The following is a 17,302-nucleotide window of genomic DNA, read 5'->3' on the forward strand; positions in this document are numbered from 1 at the left end:
GGCAATCTTCCAACTTCAGAGCAGCAATGCGCTGAAGAAGCTGTTATTTGCCTGCCTGCATAGCCTTGGCAACCTCATCGGTAATATCTACACCGCCGAAAACAACAGTGTTCTTATCTACTACAACTGCCAAACCTTTTTTGTCAGCAATCTTTTTGATGCTGGCTTCAATTTTCTTCAGTACGGGGTCCATAAGCTCTTTTTGCTTATTAGCCAGACGTTCCTGAGTCTGGGTATAGTACTTTCTCTTTTCTGCCTCATTCATGGTTTTGCTTTTCTCATTGAAATCCTTTTGGGCAGATTCGATTTCTTTGTTCATAGCTTCGTTAACTTTGCTCAGATCCGGGCTTTGTGCTACCAGCATCTGATAGTTAACTACACCGATAGCAGATTCGCTGGAGGCTGCAAAAGCACTCTTGCCAACACCGCTCTGCGTTACAGAAAGCGCAAAGCAGCCCAGTACAAAAATGGCTGCTATAAACAAGGAGATCAGTTTTACATTTTTAGGGTTACGCAATTTCTGCATCATAATCTAAATCCCTACCTTCTTTTCCTCATACAAAAATTCAGAAGCAACAAGAGCAGAAAACAACAGTAAGCCGCTGTCATCTGCTTTTGTCCCGTCTGTTGCAATAATATATCTTATTATATCAGTCTACGCTCATTCTTTCAAGAATTGCTACAGATTTCCTATAAGACGCAGGTAAAATTCCTGCCCGCCATACACATATTCCGCACTGAGAAACTCATGAATACGGTAGCGCACGCCAAATTCGTTACGGTCATCACCAGAAAAATGCTCTGCCCGCAAGCGCCATTTAGGACTCAGGCAATATTCCAGACGGTAATTGTTGTCGCCTATAGGCATACGCCGTAAATAGCTCCAGCTGCTTTTGCCCCAATAATGCGTATAGCCGGTGCCAAAGCGCCACTGGACATCATCCAGGATAACCTCGGCCTCGCCAAAAATCTCGTCACGCGGCGAAATAAATTTACCAAGATGCGCCTTGCCGGAAAGGTTATCCTTATCGCGGCCGATATCACCATAGCCTTCAAACCAGATTTTATAGTCATCTGATTCAATCATAATGCTGACACCCAAATCCGCACCCGGAGTGATTTTCACCTGTGGCCGCAGCTGATAGTTTTTTACCTCCGGCTCAGTCATAAGCTTCTCTAAAAGCTGCTGCTCCAGCTCCTGCCTGTGCCTTTGCACATAAGCGACCGGCAACCCGCGCAGCTTGTCGCACTCACCGGCATATTTGTACTTCAGCTTCATCAACAGTACATTAGGAATAGCCTCACTGCGCAGCTCGTAGCGGACATCGCGCACCAGCTGTCCTACCGGATAGATGACTACCTGTACTACAGTGCGTCCGTCCTCCTGCAGCACGTCAACCGCAGGCTTAAACTCCGGCAGCTGTGCCTGCACCTCGCTGCGTACCAGCTTACGCAGTACGCCGCCGGCCCAGTCACCGGCATCTACCGAGGCACCGCTGATAGCCTGCTCCAGCTGAGCCTGCAGCGCCGGAATACGCTGCTCAAGCAGCGCTGCTGTCTGCGTCTCTACGCCGGAAAACTGCAAATCAATAAAAGGCTTTTCGATAACCTTGTTCCAGGGACGTGCATACAAGCGCACCTGTGTCGCTTCACCTACATCAAGCTGAACATCAGTCAGCTCGTAGCCGGTAAATACCCTGTCACCGATTTCCGTCAGCAGCCTGGCATAATCCTCCCTGGCTGCAGCAATTTTTGCCGCATCCTTCTCAAGGAACAGCTGGTCTGCAACCACCTGCATGCTGTCGCTCATCTTCTGCAGCAAAAGCTGGCTGGTGCCGCCGTTAGTATCTATAACCTGCACCTCAACACTGTTTACCGGTGCAGAAAAAGCATGCTGCAATGGCAAGATGCTTGTCATTGCAGCACAGAACAGAATCTTATTCAGCTTCATAGCCTAAATATTCTCCGCAAAATCAGAACTGTCCACCAAAGCTGAAGTGGAATTTGCCGCCATCTTCACCATAGCCATAATCCAGCTTAACCGGACCAAGCGGGGAGTTGATACGCAGGCCTACGCCGTAGCTGTTCTTAAGCAGGCCCATATCAAATTCGTCCTCATGACGTTTATCCCAGGCATAACCGTTATCGGTGAAGAGTACGCCCTGTACCTTCTTGACAATCGGGAAGCGGTATTCCAAAGTAGCCTTCAGCATGCTGTTGCCGCGGAACTGGTCATCCTCGTAGCCACGCAATGTATCGCTGCCGCCCATGGTAAAGCGCTGAGACAACGGCATGCTGCCGCTGGCATAGCCTACACCCAGGTTCAGTGCCCAAACGCTTTCGCCGCCTGCACGATAGTAATAGCGCCAATCGGCAGTCCATTTGGTGAAGTCAAAATCACCGCCCATGCCGCCGGCCCATTCTACGCTGTAGCCAATGCGCTTGCCTTCATGCGGATCATAGATGTTGTCGCGGGAATCATATACGCGTCCGAGGGTAATACTGCGGGTAACACCAAAGTTTTCCTTACGGCGCTCTGCTGCAGTTTTCGGCATCCAGTCTTCGTATTTATCACTTTTATCAGTATCACTCTTATAGAACTGATCTTCATAATACTGATCTTTATCATTTTCGTAGCCGTCAGCTTCGCCCTTATAGATATCATCACGGTTTTTAAGCGTAATGTAGTTGCTGACAAATTCATTATGGGTTTTGCGGCTGAAGGTAATTTCCTGACCACGACGTTTTTTGTCGTAACGGGCAATTTCATCGCCGTCGATGTTGTAGTCAGCATATTCGTTGGTGATATCATAAAGGTTAAGAGTAGCACTGGTCTCTTTATCATCCAGCCAGGGGCGGGTATAGCTGAAGTCATAGTTCTTGTTATCCTCGCCGCCAAACTCCCAACGGACATTAATCTTGTCGCCAATACCGCGGAAGTTCTTATCGCCGATAGAAACCATGCCGACAAAGCCATCAGCATTACTGTAGCCTGCGCCAATGCCAAAGGTACCGGTGTTCATTTCTACTACCGAAATCTCTACCTCAACGCCGTTAGGCTCACGGCCAGGGTTCAGCTTGATGTTAACATCTTCGAAATAGCCCAGGTTATAGACACGCTGCATGCTGCGGCGCGCAGCCTTAGCGTTAAAGGGCTCGCCCTTCTTCAGCTTCATTTCACGGGTAACAACATAATCCTTCGTCTTAACATTACCCTTAACCTTAAAGCCTTCTACGATGCCTTCGTTGGCAGTAACCTTCAAGGTACCGTCCGGCTCCATATGTACGTCAGTAACACGCGCCAGAATATAGCCGTTGGAACGGTATTCCTCCTCCAGCTTCTGGACGCATTTATTGATATCCTTCAGGTTAGCAATCTTACCCTGCTCCAGGTCAAAGAAGCCTGCCACCTTCTGCTTATTCAGCACGGTGTTGCCCTCAACCTCAGTTTTCTGGTAAACGGGGTTTTCCATCACATGATAGATTACCTGTACGCCTTCCGGAACCAGCTTGAATTCCGGACGCAGGTCATAGAACCAGCCCATGTCATAAATAGCACTCAAATCTTCGCTCAGGCCAGCTTCAGTAAACTGCATGCCAGGCTTGGTTTTCAAAGCAGCAGCAATCTCTGCCTCAGGCACAGCCTTATTACCGGCAATAATCTGCTTGGTAATGGTCTTTCCCAAATATGGTGCCAGGCTTGTTTCTTGCTGGCTTTCCGGTGCAGTCTGCGTTACAGAGGTACCAGCACCTGCAGCAGGTGTCGGGATTTCTTCGGCGTAAACAGGAGCAGCCAGCAGCATTGCTGCCAGGCCTACTGTCAAAGGCCGCCATAAGTATTGTTTCTTCAATCGATATTCCTCCTCATGATTCATTTAGAGTCACTCAACTCAACTCGCGCTGACTGCACTAATTTATGCATATCGGCTTTGGATATAGTAACACGGTCAGGATTTTCTTTATACTCCTGTGCCGGTACATCATTGACAGACTGTTTCTGTTGCGGTACAGTCCTTGCCGGCGCCGCCTGTACAGGCATTGCCTGCTGCGGCTTAACAGCTGGTGCTGCCACTGGCGGCAGCGCAGCTTGCGCCTTCACGCGGTAATGGTTTCTGGCAAAACACCAGCCACCAAAACCGGCAGCTACTAACAAAAATGCTGCACAGACTGCCAGAACCTGACGGTTCCAGGTCCAGGGGCGGTCCTTTTTCCGACGCAGATTTTTCAGCTCGGCCTCTGCCAGCATCAAATCAAGCTCGCCCCTGATATCCTTATTATCCATAAAGCTTTGCTCCGCCTTATCCAGACTGCTTTTTATGCAGCGAATGCGATGGAACAATGTGCGGCTTGGCTGCGTCATGCTTTTACCCCTTTCTGTACATAATTGTTTTTAATAACTATGTCTTATATAATCAGCTGACGTCCTGTATTTTCACAAGCCATTTAAGCTGATTACAGCAGATTTAGTAAGGCTAACTGGCATTTTCGCTATTTTTCGTTATATATTGACTTATATATTATTCCTTGTTAAATTCATGGATAAAGCGTGAAAGCATGCCGCGGATGCGACGCACTCCCTGCTTCTGCAGGCGGTAGACATGACCGAGACTTACATCAATAGCATCGGCAACTGCCTGCGCCGGTCTGTCCTCCAGATACATTCCCTGCAGCACCTGCTGCTCCTTCAGCGGCAGGCGGTCCATAGCCTGCGCCACCTTTTCACAAAGCAGCTGCTGTTCGGCAACCTCGCTGGGCGAAGCCAGCTCCGAAGGCAATGCATCACTAAGGGTAAAGCCATTGGACAGTTCACTGTCCAGGTAAAGCATGCCCTTTTCTGAGCTTTTTCTCAGATAATCCACCATGCTTCCCTTAATGCGATAGGAGGCAAACAGGCTGAAGGCTACCTGCCGCTTGTAATCGTAGCTTTCTGCAGCCTCCAGCAGGCCAACCATGCCCTCCTGAATCAGCTCCATGGTTTCTGCCTCCGGCAGCCTGAAGCTGGCAGCAATTTTAAAAACTAACGGCTGATAGGCCGTCATCAGGCGCTGGTGCGCTGCTTCGTCACCGTCAGCGGCACGCTGCCAAAGCTCCAGCTCTTCCTCCGGCTCCAGCAGCGAAGTCTTTCTCAGCTCTTCCAAATAGCCTTGCAGCATCTGTTCACCTCCCTTCTTATCTACATTTGCTCAGCAATGCTCAGAACGATATCTTATATTCCAGGCCATACCAATCCTTGGGATCCTTGGACAGGTCATAGCTGCGGGAATATGTTATATTCATGTGCTTACTGATATCATACTGTCCGAAAATACTTCTGTCGACAGCATCGAAGCTTGTTGTATAACCAAGCATAAAGTTATTATTCAGATATTTGCTTACTAGAACATTATACTGGTTTTTCTCGTCTGCCGTCAACTCTTTATTACGATCGTGAACGCTTTCAAAGCCAATGCCAGAGCGCGTTTTACCGGTATAAATGCGGAACTGGTCGAGGCCCAGTGTCTGCTTGACAAACATTTCCACGTCACCGAGCACCGTCATCTGCAGGCCAACTGTCATCAGATTGGCCATATCATCACTGGTAACCTCATTGCTGCCGGCACTTTCGCGCTGCAGCGTCAGCATACGCACAATCGTATTTTGTGTCAGCGGCGGATCACTGGTAAGCTGCAGATCCATTTCACTTACCGGCCCATTAATCTTCATAAAAATGTTGTAACGGCTGAAGCGCGCTGTGCTGTCCAGATTTACGTTCGGCAAAAAGCTTCCGGGATCAACCCATACCAGACCGGCATTATTCAGCTTAAAGTCGGTACGCAAATATTTAACTGTACCCTTATCTGCCTTAATCGTGCCGTCAATCATCGGGAAGACTGTGCTGCCCTTGATATCAATGCCGCCCTTCAGCCAGATATCATACAGATAGCTGTTGTACAGATGTACCTTCGGCCCCAGCACAAGCTTCATATCCAGGCCGATATTGCTGTCCCCCTCGCTCAGCTCGGGAACTGTCGGCATATTAATCAGCACGTCATCCAGACGCAGACTGCCGGCAAGCCGCGGGCGGAACGCCATAGGCGGCGCAGCATTACCCTTACGGTTTTTCATGTCCGGGTATTTTTCCGGCTGCAGAGTTACATCACTGGTAATCGTACCGGTGAAAATCTTAGATGCCAGCTGCGCCTTATCAGCCTTGATATGCAGACTGTAGGCTGTATCAGCATCGGTATGCAGTGCATAGCTGCCTTCGGCACTGAGCGTGCCCTTGCCTAACTTAGTAGACAGGTTCTTCAGCTGTACAGTATTACCGTTAAACAGTACGTCCAGATTGATATCATCAAAAACAGTATTGATATATTTAACCTTAACACTGCCGCCGGCAATTTTTACCGAACCGAACAGCAGCGGCTCCTCCAGCGTGCCTGCCAGACGGATTTTGCCCTGCGTGTCGCCTACGCCCCATTCCACCATTTTGGTAAGCGCCGGCAAAATTCCCAGACGCGCCTTATCCAGATCCATCACAATGTTCATCTGCGCATCAGGGTTATGACGCTGCTTCTTATCACGGAACAGATCAAGCGGAATATCACCGGAAGCACTGACGCCATAAGCATCCTTCGTCGCAATCAGCTGCTGCAGCTTAATGTTATCGTCTGCCAAGGCCAGCATCGCCGTCATATCGTCTACACTTACGCCTGCAACAGAACCATTGGTAATTTCCAGCGAAGCAGTTCCCTTAGGATTATCAAAGCTGCCCTGCACCTGCACCAGCATATCAGTTTCGCCCTTAATTTCCGGCGGATCCTTCATAACGGCGGTTACAATCGCCGGGTTAGCCTTCACTGCCGCAACCTCTATGTCCAACAGCTTCTGCTTGATATCTATCGAACCACCGACAGCAATTATGCCCTTATCGCTGACGCCGTCCTGCTCCTGCAGCTTGACGTTGTCAAAATGCAGCACACCGCCTTTATCAATGCGTCCTTCAAAACGCATTTGCGCGTAGTTCAGATCATGGATTTTTACATTATCAGCTGCAGCCGTAATTTTTACACCCTCGCCATGGCCTTGGTAGCTGAACAGCAGCTCACCCTGCATCAGACCACTGATATCGTAATCCTGGCGCGCCATGCGCAGCAGGCCACCAATATCGCCCCAAAGGTTCTCTACCTTGCCTTCAATATAGTGCTGAACCAGGTTAAGATTAAGGTCTGCACTATACAGGCCGTAGTTGACCGGATCATCACGATAAGGCTGCTTAAAGGAAGCGTTCAGCTTATTCACGTCACGACCATTGCTGGCCAGCGTGCCCTGAAGCTCCGTCAACGGCTCATTGTTAATCGTGATTCTGTCACTGCTGACTTCACCATCAAAGAAAGGCGCTGTCAGTGTACCGCTCAGATGTCCCTTGGCGTTAACCTTGCCGCCTAAAGCAACTGTGTCATCACTGATTGGCAAATGCTCCAGGTCAACATTTTGGGCATCCATAACAAAGTTCAATCTGCGGTCAGCAGTCATCGTACCATCCAATGTAAGTCGTCCATAGAAGGCATCTACTACAAAATCCTGCAAGCGCAGCAGGCCGTCCTCATAAGCATAATGACCGCTGATATTATTAAACAGCTGCTTGGCCGCACTGCCGTCGGACGCATGCACTTCACCATGAATATAGGGATGACTGAGGCTGCCCTCTATCTGCATCACGTTATCCAGATTACCGGTAACTATCTGCGATTTACCCAAAAGCACCATCAGCGGTTCAATGCGCACATTCTTCGTGGTCAGCGTAAGTGCTGCTGCCGGTTCTGCCCCGCGCAGGTCCACTGTACCGTTAAGAATATGCTGTCCCTGGTCCATGTTGGCAATAAAATTTTTAAAGCTCAGGATATTATCCTTGATACTGATAAGACCATGTGCCTCATTAAGCTTCTGCGACATATATTCTGCCTGCGTCAGCTGTACCATGCCGGAAAACTCCGGAGCATCCAGCGTGCCGCCGACATCAAAGCCGGTAGAGCACAGACCGCGTCCATCCTGACCGGCTGCAGCCAGCAGCGGGTCGATAGGGAAATCAGCCATACGTCCGTGGATAGCAAGTGCACCATCCTTAGCAACTCTGCCTTTAGCAGCCAGGGTACCGCCGCCTTCAGCAAAAAAGCTGGCGTCATCAATTACCAGGCCTCTGCCATCATACGTACCGTCAAAGGCCAGACGGTTAAGCTTCAGGCTGCGCCAGCTGATATCCATTGTATCAGCAGCAGCGTGCAGCGAAATTTTATCCTGCACCAGCTTGGCCAGAACTGCCAGCTTACCGTTGATATGCACCTGCTCCTGCTGCTTGCCGGGCAAGCTTTGCGTAACCTGCTGCAGCTGCGCATCTGCCGTCAGCACCTGCTCCTTAAGGTCATACGTGCCGTTAGCGGTAATCGTACCGCCGCCGTATTGCGCGCTCACGTCATGCAGCTGCACCACGTCCTTAGAAACGTTAAACGGCAGGTGCAGCTTGGTTACCTTATAACCATTATAAGCCAAAACATCGCTGCTCAGTACGCCAAAGCCGGAAGGTGCGTCAGTATTGCGCAAATCCGCTTCACCCTCCAGGTGCAGCTTCTGCCCGTCAACCACAGCGTCCAGACTGCTGACGCTCACCAGGTTTTCGTCCGCGCGTACCAGGCCGTCCAGCTGCAGGCTATGCTGCTCGCCTGCCAGGCTCAGCTTACCGCTGAGCGCTGCCAGCTTCGCTTCGCCGCTGAAGCGCTGCTTGCCGTTCTTGTTTACGTAAAGCAGTGCAAGCTTGCCCAAGCCGCCCTGCAGCTCCTCAACCTTGCCATAATGCTTGGCCAGAGCAGCATAAGGCGCCAGCGCCAGCTTGTCGCCGGTCAGCTTCATGCTTCCTTCGCCCTTGGTAGTCATCGTGCCTGCCAGCTTCAGCTTGTCTGCGCCGCTGGTTACAGCAAAGTCTACAGCAAAATCAGGATTGGCACCGCCATCAATGCTGCCATCAACGCCAAACTGCCATTTTCCCTGCGGCATAGTTACCACCAGCTCGCCCTTGTCTACAGCCAGTGTACCGTAAAAAGGAGTTTCCGTAGAATCCGATGGCTTCAGCAGGTTCTGCATATTCCATTTATTTTTGTCATTCATCGTAAGATAAAATTTAGGGCGCACTAAATCAACCCTGCTCAGCGCACGCTCGCTCTTCTGCATAGCCAGCCAGGGGCGCAGCGTCAGCACAGTGCGCGGCAGCTCGGCTACCTTCCCGCCCTGCGCATCCTTGATGACGATGTCCGTCAGCTCGGCAGTAAGACCGCCTTCCCATTTCATAGCGCCGATAGACACACTGCCGTTGATGTATTCCGTTGCCAGCTGCTGCATCTGCGGTATGGCCTGCTTAATATACTTAGGCATCACCGTCTGGACTAAAAAGATATAGCCTGCTGCCAGCAGAATGATTAATGCTCCAACAAATTGCAGATATTTTTTCATGATACTTCACCATTCAATAGTTTAACAAATTTCTATGACAAAAATATGACAAGACTGTTTTTTATATACTCCGACTTATATTTATTCGACATCAGCAGAAAACATCCTCTTATTGAGAAGAAATTTCTTTAGCAGCGCTTTGGGAGCATTTGCACATACAAAAAAGCTGGCTTGGACTGCGCCTCACCAGCTTACTTGTAGCATCAAATATTAAATTAAGCCTTAATTATTTGGCAGCTTCTTCAGTTGCTTTTGCTGCTTCTGCAGTTTTGGCAGGTTTTTCGGTTGCTTTAACAGCTTTCGCAGTTTTGGCAGCCTGCACATTTACGGCAGTCGCCGGATTGGTCATCGGTACGCCGATAGAGGTTTCCAGTGCTGTCTTGGAGGTATTGTAATCATACAGAGCCTGCGTATAGTTGGTCTTGGCCTGAGTCAGAGCAACCTGAGCATCGAGCACGTCAGTGTTGGTACCCACGCCAGACATATAACGCAGCTGAGCGATACGGTAATCCTCATCAGCCTGCTCTACAGCCAGCTTGGTGGTGCTGATGCGTTTTTCTGCTTCGCGCAGTCCCAGATAATTGCTGCGCACGTCCAGATTTACAGCGTTCACGGTATCGCGATAGGTTTCTTCAGCCTTTTTCAGATCAGCCTCGGCACCATGAATCTTGGACAGGGTTACACCGGTATCGAAAACGTTCAGGCTAACATTTACGCCAACGCCCCATTTACCGTTTTCATCACCAGGCCAGTTGCTGTCACTCCATTGCTGAGTAGCACTTGCACTAACCTGCGGCATATGACCGCTGCGGGCAACCATCAATGCGCCTTTTGCAGAATCTACACCATATTTAGCCTGCATCAGCTCCGGACGGTGCTCGGCAGCATAAGCCAGGCAATCATCCATGTTTTTATCATAAGCATTATAAACCAGCAGGTTATCAAGCTGCAGAGTTGTATCCATCGGCAGGCCGACGATTTTGTTCATGTTTGCTTCGGCAACCTGATAGGAGTTTTCTGCCTGAATCAGGGTTTGCTTAGCGTTGGCCAGCTCCACCTGGGAACGCAGCACGTCAACCTTGGCTACCACGCCAACGTCATACTGTGCCTGAACATTTTTAAGATGGTCCTCCAGACGGGTAACGGATTCAGCATTCAGCTTTTGCAGATTATCTGCCTGCAGCATTTTGAAATAACCGTCAGTAACGGTAGAACGCATTTCGTTATAGGTGCGTTGTACGCCAACCTCATTATATTGATAGTTAGCCTTAGCCTGTTTAATGGTACCGCTCAATTTACCGCCGGTAAAAATCGGCAGAGAAGCGCTCAGGCTGTTGGCATGGTTATTGCCAATTCCCTTGGTCCAAAGGCCGGTAGTATCTTGATGAAGATCATCATAACCGCCACGTTGGGTAGTATGATTAGCACTGATGCTGATGCCGCGGCTCTGGCGGGCAGCATTGTAGCTGGCACGGGCACTGTCCAGCTCGTATTGGGCAATGCTTACGGTCGGGTTGGTCTGGAATGCACGCAGCATAGCGTCGTCCAGATTTAAAGCAACAGTTTCACCTGCAAAAGCACTTTGGCTCAATGCCATGGTCAGTGCTGCAGATAAAAGCAAGAAACGTTTGGTCAATTTATTTCTATTCATCCGGAAAACCTCCATTTTCTAAAACTGACTAACCAGTCAGTAGTAAAATTATATATTTATTTAGGGCTGTTTGTCAAATATTTTTTAGAAATAAGTACGCACGCCCATATAAGTATTAGCTTTATTGCCACGCACATCCATGGTTTCGCCGTAAAGTGACAAATTATCATGCAAACGGTATTCACCGCCCAAACGCACCTTGAGATCATCAAAATCATATAACTGGGAATACAATCTGAAGTCCCTGCCTAAATCGTAGCTGGCACCGACGCCGAAATCTCCCTGCATAGCACCCATGCTGAAGGCTGCGTTGCCATACTGACGACCTACGAGAAAATCAAATTTATTGGCATTGCCGATATCGTAACCGCCCATATACAGGAAGGTGTCATCTGCCGGGTGCAGCGTTACGCCCAGACTGCCGCGCCAATCGCCGCCCTTGGCGGCAAAGCCGGCGTCAGTCGAAACCTTCGCTTCGGTAAGTGTTCCCAAAATCTTGTTGGCACGCTCGCTCGTTTCTTTAACGTTGACCAGCGTCTCCTTCAGCGACTTCTGTGTCACCGGATCCTTGGCTACTGTTTCCAGCACCTCGACAATATTTTCCATACGCTTACTGGTATCTGCCATATTTTGGGCAATGGCAGCCACGTTCTGGCCTGTCTTGCCGTTATTGTCCACACCGGCCATAATGCTTTCGATATGGGCCGCCGTGCCGTTCATGCGCTGGCTCAGCTCATTAATCTGATGAATCATCGAGGTAATATCCTGCTGGTTGGCTACTGCCACATCAGCCATAACCTTCGTGAAGGTATTCATGTTCTCCGCGATATCATTCATGTTCTTAAAGCCGGATTTCATGGACTGCTGGACTTCCTTGTCGCCAAAAACATTTTCAAAGGCATTGGCGATATTTTCCATACGCTTCACCAGATCACCGGAAGAAGCAAAGAATTCATCGATACCACCGCCGGCAACACCATTAATCGTGCTGCCTTCAGCTACATAACCCTGTCCCTGCTTGGCAGGCGGGATAACGCTGACATATTTTTCGCCCATAATACCGTCAGAGGAAATTGTAAAGGTTGCTCCCTGCGGTATTTTGATATCGTCATTAATTTCTGTGATAACCTCTACCTTATCCGGTGCCACATTAATCTTTTTGACCGTGCCCACCTGCACACCTGCATAGCGCACAACATGTCCTGGCATCAGGCCACTGACCTGAGGATAGTTAATGCGCAGCTCATAGCCTTTTTTGCCAAAGCTGAAAGCACCCATAAAGGTAATAATGCCTGCCAGCACTACTGCGCCGCCTAATGCAAAGGCACCCACCTTAACCTCATTGCTGCTCATTTTTCTCCTCCTCTTTCAATTCCATGCCGTTAATAAAAGCCTTCACGACTGGATTAGTACTGTTTTTTATCTCCGCCACTGTACCCAATTGCTCAATGCGTCCATTATATAGCATAGCGATACGGTCTGCAGCATAATAGGCTGATTCCATATCGTGTGTTACCAAAACCGAAGTTACGCCCAGCGTCTGCTGAGTCTTGCGTATCAGCCTGCTGATGGTCATCGTCATCACCGGGTCCAGACCGGAGGTCGGTTCGTCATAAAAAACCATCTGCGGCTGCATGGCCAGCGCCCGCGCCAGGCCAACGCGCTTTTTCATACCACCGGAAAGCTCTGCCGGCATCATCTTCTGCGTACCCGGCATGCCCACCATTTCCAATAATTGGCTGACGCGCTCCTGGATTTCCTCCTCCGGCAGCTTAAAATGCCGCCGCAGGCCGAAGGCTACATTCTCGCCTACGCTCAGAAAGTCGAATAAGGCGGAATACTGGAAAACTACGCCCATATGCTGGCGCAGCCCGTCCCATTCATCCTCTGTGAAAGCGCTTGCTTCCTGACCGTCAATCACAATACTGCCGGCAGTAGGTGCCAGCAGTCCTGTCAGCAGCTTGATGATGGTGCTCTTGCCGGTACCGGAAGGACCGATAACCGCCAGCGTTTCCCCCTGACGTACATCCAAATCCAGATTATCAAGAATCACCTTGCTGCCAAAGGCCATTTTAAGTTGTCGGAGCTGAATCATTGCTTCGTTTGACATTTTTCCGGCTCCTTACACATACAAAACAATCGAAAGAAAATAGTTGGTGATAAACACCAGAATAATCGAAAGCACTACCGAGGCTGTAGTCGCCAGGCCAACGCCTTCCGCGCCATTCGGCGCGTTCAGGCCCTTATAGCAGCCCACGATAGCAATTATCGCACCAAAGACACAGCTTTTGACCATGCCGCCAAACACGTCATAGAACTCCGCCAGTGTCCTGATAGAATTTTCATAAGTAAAGCTGCCGATGCCGGCGTAATAATGCGCCACCACCCAGCCGCCTACATTACCTATAAGGTTAGCAAAAAGCACTAGCAAAGGCATCATCAGCACCAGCGCAATAAAGCGCGGCACCACCAGATAGCTCACAGGATTGGCAGCCATAACACGCAGCGCGTCAATCTGCTCAGTAACCTTCATCGTACCAAGCTCCGCTGCAATCGCCGCACCGATACGGCCGGCAACAACAACGCCTGTCAGCACCGGCACCAGCTCACGCGCCATGGCGATAGCCACAATGCCGCCTACGGTAGAGGACGCGCCCAGGCGCACGAACTCCTTGGCTGTCTGTACGGAAAAAACCATACCGGTACAGAGAATCGTCATCATCACAATCGGCAGCGAATCTGCTCCCAAAAGTGCCATCTGACGCACAACCTCCTTAGCATCGGCGTCCTTCAGACGACGCAGCGTTGCCAGCAGCAGCAGCGTCAGCCTGCCGCTGGCCGCACAAAAGGCCAATATTCTGTTGCCCATTGCTTCACAGATAGATTTCAGCATTTTTATATCCTTATCTTCAGCTTTTTCTACTTAATTATTATACCGCCAAAATATGGCGAATGTATGACACAAAGAGGCCATACTGATACAGTAATGGGAAAATTTTTGTTAACCGCCAGACAAATTTATTTGTCAACGGTGAGCACAAGCTCACCTTCACCGTCAATAATAAAATCAAAGGGGTACTTCTGCTTGAACGGAGAACCCTGCAGCAGGCCTGCCAGACCGGCATCATTAGCGGCAGCCTCCGGATTCGGCTTCAGCTGGCCGGTAGCCACGTCAATAATCAGCTCGTTATTCTTATCGGCACTATTCACGCCCTTGATATAATCGGCAAGCTTATGGCGGGTTTCCTTCTTTTTGGCTGCCGGAACACCTTCAGCCTGCTGCTTACGCAGCAAGTCAATCGCCCAGGCCATGCTGCTGCCACCGCGTACATTCAGCACCAGCTTGCCGCCCGGATGGTCCTTAGGCACCTTGAAATACACTGTCTTGGTAAACTCTTCGCCGCGATAAGGCTTCATCGTAACATCAACTGCTACCTTATCACCGGGTTTAACCTTGGCATTTTTAGCGTGTACATTAAAAATTTCTGCAACCTGCACCGCATTGCTAACCTCAACCTCTACGTTGATGCCATAAAGCTGCACCGGCTCAAACTTATTCTGCATCAGAATCGTTATCGCCTCCGTCAGCTCTGCATCAAGATTCTTCAGCAGCGCATCATTGGAGTAATACATATTTTCGCGGTCAATCGTCAGCATTTCCTTCTTGCTGTCCACGCCGGTGATTGTAAAATGCAGTTTGGCTGTGCCACCGCCATTACGGTCCACAGTCTTGCTCACAGTATTGACTACTGCTGCATCGACCATCGAAGGCACCAGCTGAGGATCATCAATCAGACGCATACGCATGCTGTTGGCCTGACCGCGGCTGCTGTCGTTAACCGTAACAAACATCGGAATAGAATCGGGCTGCTTGCCGACTACGCCGCCAATGCCGCTGGCACGGTCCTGCGTAATGCTGCCGATAGCCTCGCCCAGATTGCCTACCTTATAGCTGCTCTGCAGATTGGGCACTACGCCCAGCACCCACACCTTATTCATAAAGAAATTGCTGCTGCCGCGCTGCATAAAGGGGTGGCCGAAGGCCAGAACCTTGCCGCTGTCATCAGTCCAGGTAACAGTACCAAGAGCGCCCAAAGTCATATCACCCTGCATCAGGGCCACACCGACACTGCTGCCCGGCTCCAGCGGCTTAGCGCTGGAAGCGCCGGCAGCACCGCTGTTGATTGCTGTCAGGCCGAAGGGCTGCAGCTTCTCCTGCAGATATTCCAGGCCATATTCCGTAAAACCGCCGGCCATCAGCGAGCTTCCCTTAGGAATCCAGTCCGCCGGTAATTCTTGCGGTTCGTCCAGAAGCGGTAGCATTTTGCCGATTGGTGTCAGAAAGCAGTAATGCGGGTCATTGAAGGTCTTGCCGAAGGCCACAGCACCGACAAGCCTGCCGTCTACATAAACAGGACTGCCGCTCATGCCCTGGGCAACACCGCCTGTCTTTTCAATCAGATCGCCGTAAAGGCGCACAAAAATACTATAACCCATTGCCTCACTGCCATTGACGCCTAAAATCTCTACGTTAAAGGTTTCAATAGTATCACCGCTGATAACTGTTTTGCCTATGCCCTGCATACCAGCACGCAGGTCACGCACCGGCATCAGAGGAACATTGGCGGCAGCTGCCGTCAGCAGCTGGCAGCAAAATAATAATGCTAATAAAAATACTCTCATACTATCTCCTAAAAACAAAATGTTTACCCGGCAGCTTGCGGCCGCCGGCTTCGTAATACTACAAAAACCGGCGGCTAAGAAGCTCGCCGGTTTTCTTGCCCGTTATTCACTCACCTTGGCTACAACCTGCTGTGCCTCAATTTTATCGCCAGGCTTAACCAGTACCTGGCTAACCTTGCCTGCAGTTGTAGCACGCGCAGCAGCAATACTGCCGCCCGCTATAGATTTTACCTTTACCAGAATGTCGCCCTGCTTAACCGGGGTTCCCTCCTGTACCAGTCCATCGGCAACTACAATACCGCTGACAGCGGCACGCTGGTCAGTCACAGCAGCACAGCCAACGGCAGCAAGTGTAAAGATGCCTAAAGCGGCAATAGTCAGAATCACTATTAACTTTTTACCCATGTGACTCACCTCATTTCAGATATATTTCTCTACCATAAATTATACAGCCTCAGCAATATTTTGACAAGTGAAGAGACTGTAAACCCATCTTAAATAAAACATTATGAAAATCATCTGCAGTTAAAAAATCGCCGATACATAATTTTTTACGCTTTTTTCGCCTTCCCTACCCGAAATCACCCTTTGGGGTAGGGTGCAAAAGCGTTTTTTCAGCTATAATATAAGCATCAAAGGATATAAGTTCCACATCTGGAAAGGAGATGTTGTTATGAAAATCAAAAATTTTGCTATCGGAGCACTGGCAGCAGCAATGCTCTTTACCGGCACATCTGTTATGGAGGCAGCAGTCTATAATACCTCTGCAAGCAGACTCCCTACTAATATTGACTCCCGCTGCGGCAGAACAGAAGCCTTTCTGCTAAAAAATACCCGCTTTGATGTGAAGCATACCATGACCGTAAACTATGCCGAGGAATATGTCGCTCCCTGCTTCAGCCGCAAGGGCATCTACATCAGCGATTTGGAGGCCAAAGCGATTGCCTTTGCTGCCTTGCAGATGTATGATGTGCAGCAAAACAGCAACGGCTCCACGGTGAGCTTCAGTGCCAAGGGCGAAGCCGATTCCGGTGACGGTGATTACTGGCTGACTACTATTTATGACAACAAAAAATATATCAATGCCTTTATCAGTACCTACGATGAGCTCCGCACTGAAAATGCACACTCTATCCCTGCCAGCAAAGGCTATGCTCAATACGGGGACAGCATGTCTGCCGAAAGTTTACAATACTCCAATCAAAGAATCTACAACCTCTACAGCAAATTTGAAAACATGGACAGCTATTGGGCTCCCGGCGTAAAACTGGTTTTAACCGGTGACTATGTAAACTTCCGCACCGCCCCCTCCACAAGCAGCAATGTAATTGATTCGCTGATGTCCGGCGAAGAAATAGCACCGCTAGAAGGCGCATTCGAAGCTGAAGGCCGCCAATGGTGGAAGGCTATTAACGCTCAAGGTGAGGTTGGCTATGTAAGCGCAGATTTTGTACGCGTAGCCTGCTAAATAAGCATTAAGGAAGT

General features: G+C 49.7%; 13 protein-coding genes. 1 reads left to right on the top strand and 12 read right to left on the bottom strand.

Going from position 1 to position 17,302, the window contains the following annotated elements:
- Window positions 1-43 precede the first annotated feature (43 nt).
- The 12 genes from Q0G26_RS05345 to Q0G26_RS05400 form a co-directional block, all read right to left on the bottom strand.
- Window positions 44-529: an OmpH family outer membrane protein gene (locus Q0G26_RS05345; protein WP_021720686.1), complete on the bottom strand. Its 486-nt coding sequence runs from the start codon at window positions 527-529 to the stop codon at window positions 44-46.
- Window positions 530-679: 150 nt separating this feature from the next.
- Window positions 680-1,951 (bottom strand): hypothetical protein, encoded by a 1,272-nt coding sequence (locus Q0G26_RS05350; protein WP_293829068.1) that lies wholly within the window; start codon window positions 1,949-1,951, stop codon window positions 680-682.
- A gap of 22 nt (window positions 1,952-1,973) precedes the next feature.
- Window positions 1,974-3,851 (bottom strand): BamA/TamA family outer membrane protein, encoded by a 1,878-nt coding sequence (locus tag Q0G26_RS05355; RefSeq protein WP_293829069.1) that lies wholly within the window; start codon window positions 3,849-3,851, stop codon window positions 1,974-1,976.
- 20 nt (window positions 3,852-3,871) lie between these two features.
- Window positions 3,872-4,360: a hypothetical protein gene (locus tag Q0G26_RS05360; RefSeq protein WP_293829070.1), complete on the bottom strand. Its 489-nt coding sequence runs from the start codon at window positions 4,358-4,360 to the stop codon at window positions 3,872-3,874.
- A gap of 157 nt (window positions 4,361-4,517) precedes the next feature.
- Window positions 4,518-5,153, bottom strand: coding sequence for a sigma-70 family RNA polymerase sigma factor (locus tag Q0G26_RS05365; RefSeq protein WP_293829071.1), 636 nt, complete (start codon window positions 5,151-5,153; stop codon window positions 4,518-4,520).
- A gap of 40 nt (window positions 5,154-5,193) precedes the next feature.
- Window positions 5,194-9,483: a translocation/assembly module TamB domain-containing protein gene (locus Q0G26_RS05370; protein ID WP_293829072.1), complete on the bottom strand. Its 4,290-nt coding sequence runs from the start codon at window positions 9,481-9,483 to the stop codon at window positions 5,194-5,196.
- Window positions 9,484-9,709: 226 nt separating this feature from the next.
- On the bottom strand, window positions 9,710-11,134 hold the full coding sequence (locus Q0G26_RS05375) for a TolC family protein (protein ID WP_293829073.1): 1,425 nt from the start codon (window positions 11,132-11,134) through the stop codon (window positions 9,710-9,712).
- An 84-nt stretch (window positions 11,135-11,218) separates the two neighbouring features.
- On the bottom strand, window positions 11,219-12,487 hold the full coding sequence (locus Q0G26_RS05380; protein ID WP_293829074.1) for an MlaD family protein: 1,269 nt from the start codon (window positions 12,485-12,487) through the stop codon (window positions 11,219-11,221).
- Window positions 12,474-13,229 (bottom strand): ABC transporter ATP-binding protein, encoded by a 756-nt coding sequence (locus tag Q0G26_RS05385; protein WP_366517744.1) that lies wholly within the window; start codon window positions 13,227-13,229, stop codon window positions 12,474-12,476. Before Q0G26_RS05385 ends, Q0G26_RS05380 begins: the two co-directional genes overlap by 14 nt.
- Before the next feature lie 27 nt (window positions 13,230-13,256).
- The gene (locus Q0G26_RS05390) at window positions 13,257-14,027 is read right to left on the bottom strand and encodes an ABC transporter permease (protein ID WP_293829076.1); all 771 of its coding nucleotides are present in this window, start codon (window positions 14,025-14,027) and stop codon (window positions 13,257-13,259) included.
- Window positions 14,028-14,152: 125 nt separating this feature from the next.
- A complete protein-coding gene (locus Q0G26_RS05395; RefSeq protein WP_293829077.1) occupies window positions 14,153-15,817 on the bottom strand; it encodes a SpoIVB peptidase S55 domain-containing protein in 1,665 nt (554 codons plus the stop codon).
- Between the two features lie 102 nt (window positions 15,818-15,919).
- Complete coding sequence (locus Q0G26_RS05400; RefSeq protein WP_293829078.1) at window positions 15,920-16,222, bottom strand: hypothetical protein; 303 nt, start codon at window positions 16,220-16,222, stop codon at window positions 15,920-15,922.
- Between the two features lie 268 nt (window positions 16,223-16,490).
- Here Q0G26_RS05400 and Q0G26_RS05405 point away from each other — a divergent pair, with 268 nt between their 5' ends.
- Window positions 16,491-17,285 (top strand): SH3 domain-containing protein, encoded by a 795-nt coding sequence (locus Q0G26_RS05405; protein WP_293829079.1) that lies wholly within the window; start codon window positions 16,491-16,493, stop codon window positions 17,283-17,285.
- Window positions 17,286-17,302: the final 17 nt, after the last annotated feature.

The organism is uncultured Phascolarctobacterium sp., assembly GCF_934190775.1.
In the GTDB taxonomy this organism is placed as follows: Bacteria; Bacillota; Negativicutes; order Acidaminococcales; family Acidaminococcaceae; genus Phascolarctobacterium_A.

Bases quoted from the DNA above. Each gene is read 5' to 3' on its own strand.
- Q0G26_RS05400 (WP_293829078.1), bottom strand. From the start codon at position 16,222: ATGGGTAAAAAGTTAATAGTGATTCTGACTATTGCCGCTTTAGGCATC.
- Q0G26_RS05375 (WP_293829073.1), bottom strand. From the start codon at position 11,134: ATGAATAGAAATAAATTGACCAAACGTTTCTTGCTTTTATCTGCAGCA.
- Q0G26_RS05380 (WP_293829074.1), bottom strand. From the start codon at position 12,487: ATGAGCAGCAATGAGGTTAAGGTGGGTGCCTTTGCATTAGGCGGCGCA.
- Q0G26_RS05385 (WP_366517744.1), bottom strand. From the start codon at position 13,229: ATGATTCAGCTCCGACAACTTAAAATGGCCTTTGGCAGCAAGGTGATT.
- Q0G26_RS05360 (WP_293829070.1), bottom strand. From the start codon at position 4,360: ATGACGCAGCCAAGCCGCACATTGTTCCATCGCATTCGCTGCATAAAA.
- Q0G26_RS05365 (WP_293829071.1), bottom strand. From the start codon at position 5,153: ATGCTGCAAGGCTATTTGGAAGAGCTGAGAAAGACTTCGCTGCTGGAG.
- Q0G26_RS05345 (WP_021720686.1), bottom strand. From the start codon at position 529: ATGATGCAGAAATTGCGTAACCCTAAAAATGTAAAACTGATCTCCTTG.
- Q0G26_RS05370 (WP_293829072.1), bottom strand. From the start codon at position 9,483: ATGAAAAAATATCTGCAATTTGTTGGAGCATTAATCATTCTGCTGGCA.
- Q0G26_RS05350 (WP_293829068.1), bottom strand. From the start codon at position 1,951: ATGAAGCTGAATAAGATTCTGTTCTGTGCTGCAATGACAAGCATCTTG.
- Q0G26_RS05395 (WP_293829077.1), bottom strand. From the start codon at position 15,817: ATGAGAGTATTTTTATTAGCATTATTATTTTGCTGCCAGCTGCTGACG.
- Q0G26_RS05405 (WP_293829079.1), top strand. From the start codon at position 16,491: ATGAAAATCAAAAATTTTGCTATCGGAGCACTGGCAGCAGCAATGCTC.
- Q0G26_RS05390 (WP_293829076.1), bottom strand. From the start codon at position 14,027: ATGCTGAAATCTATCTGTGAAGCAATGGGCAACAGAATATTGGCCTTT.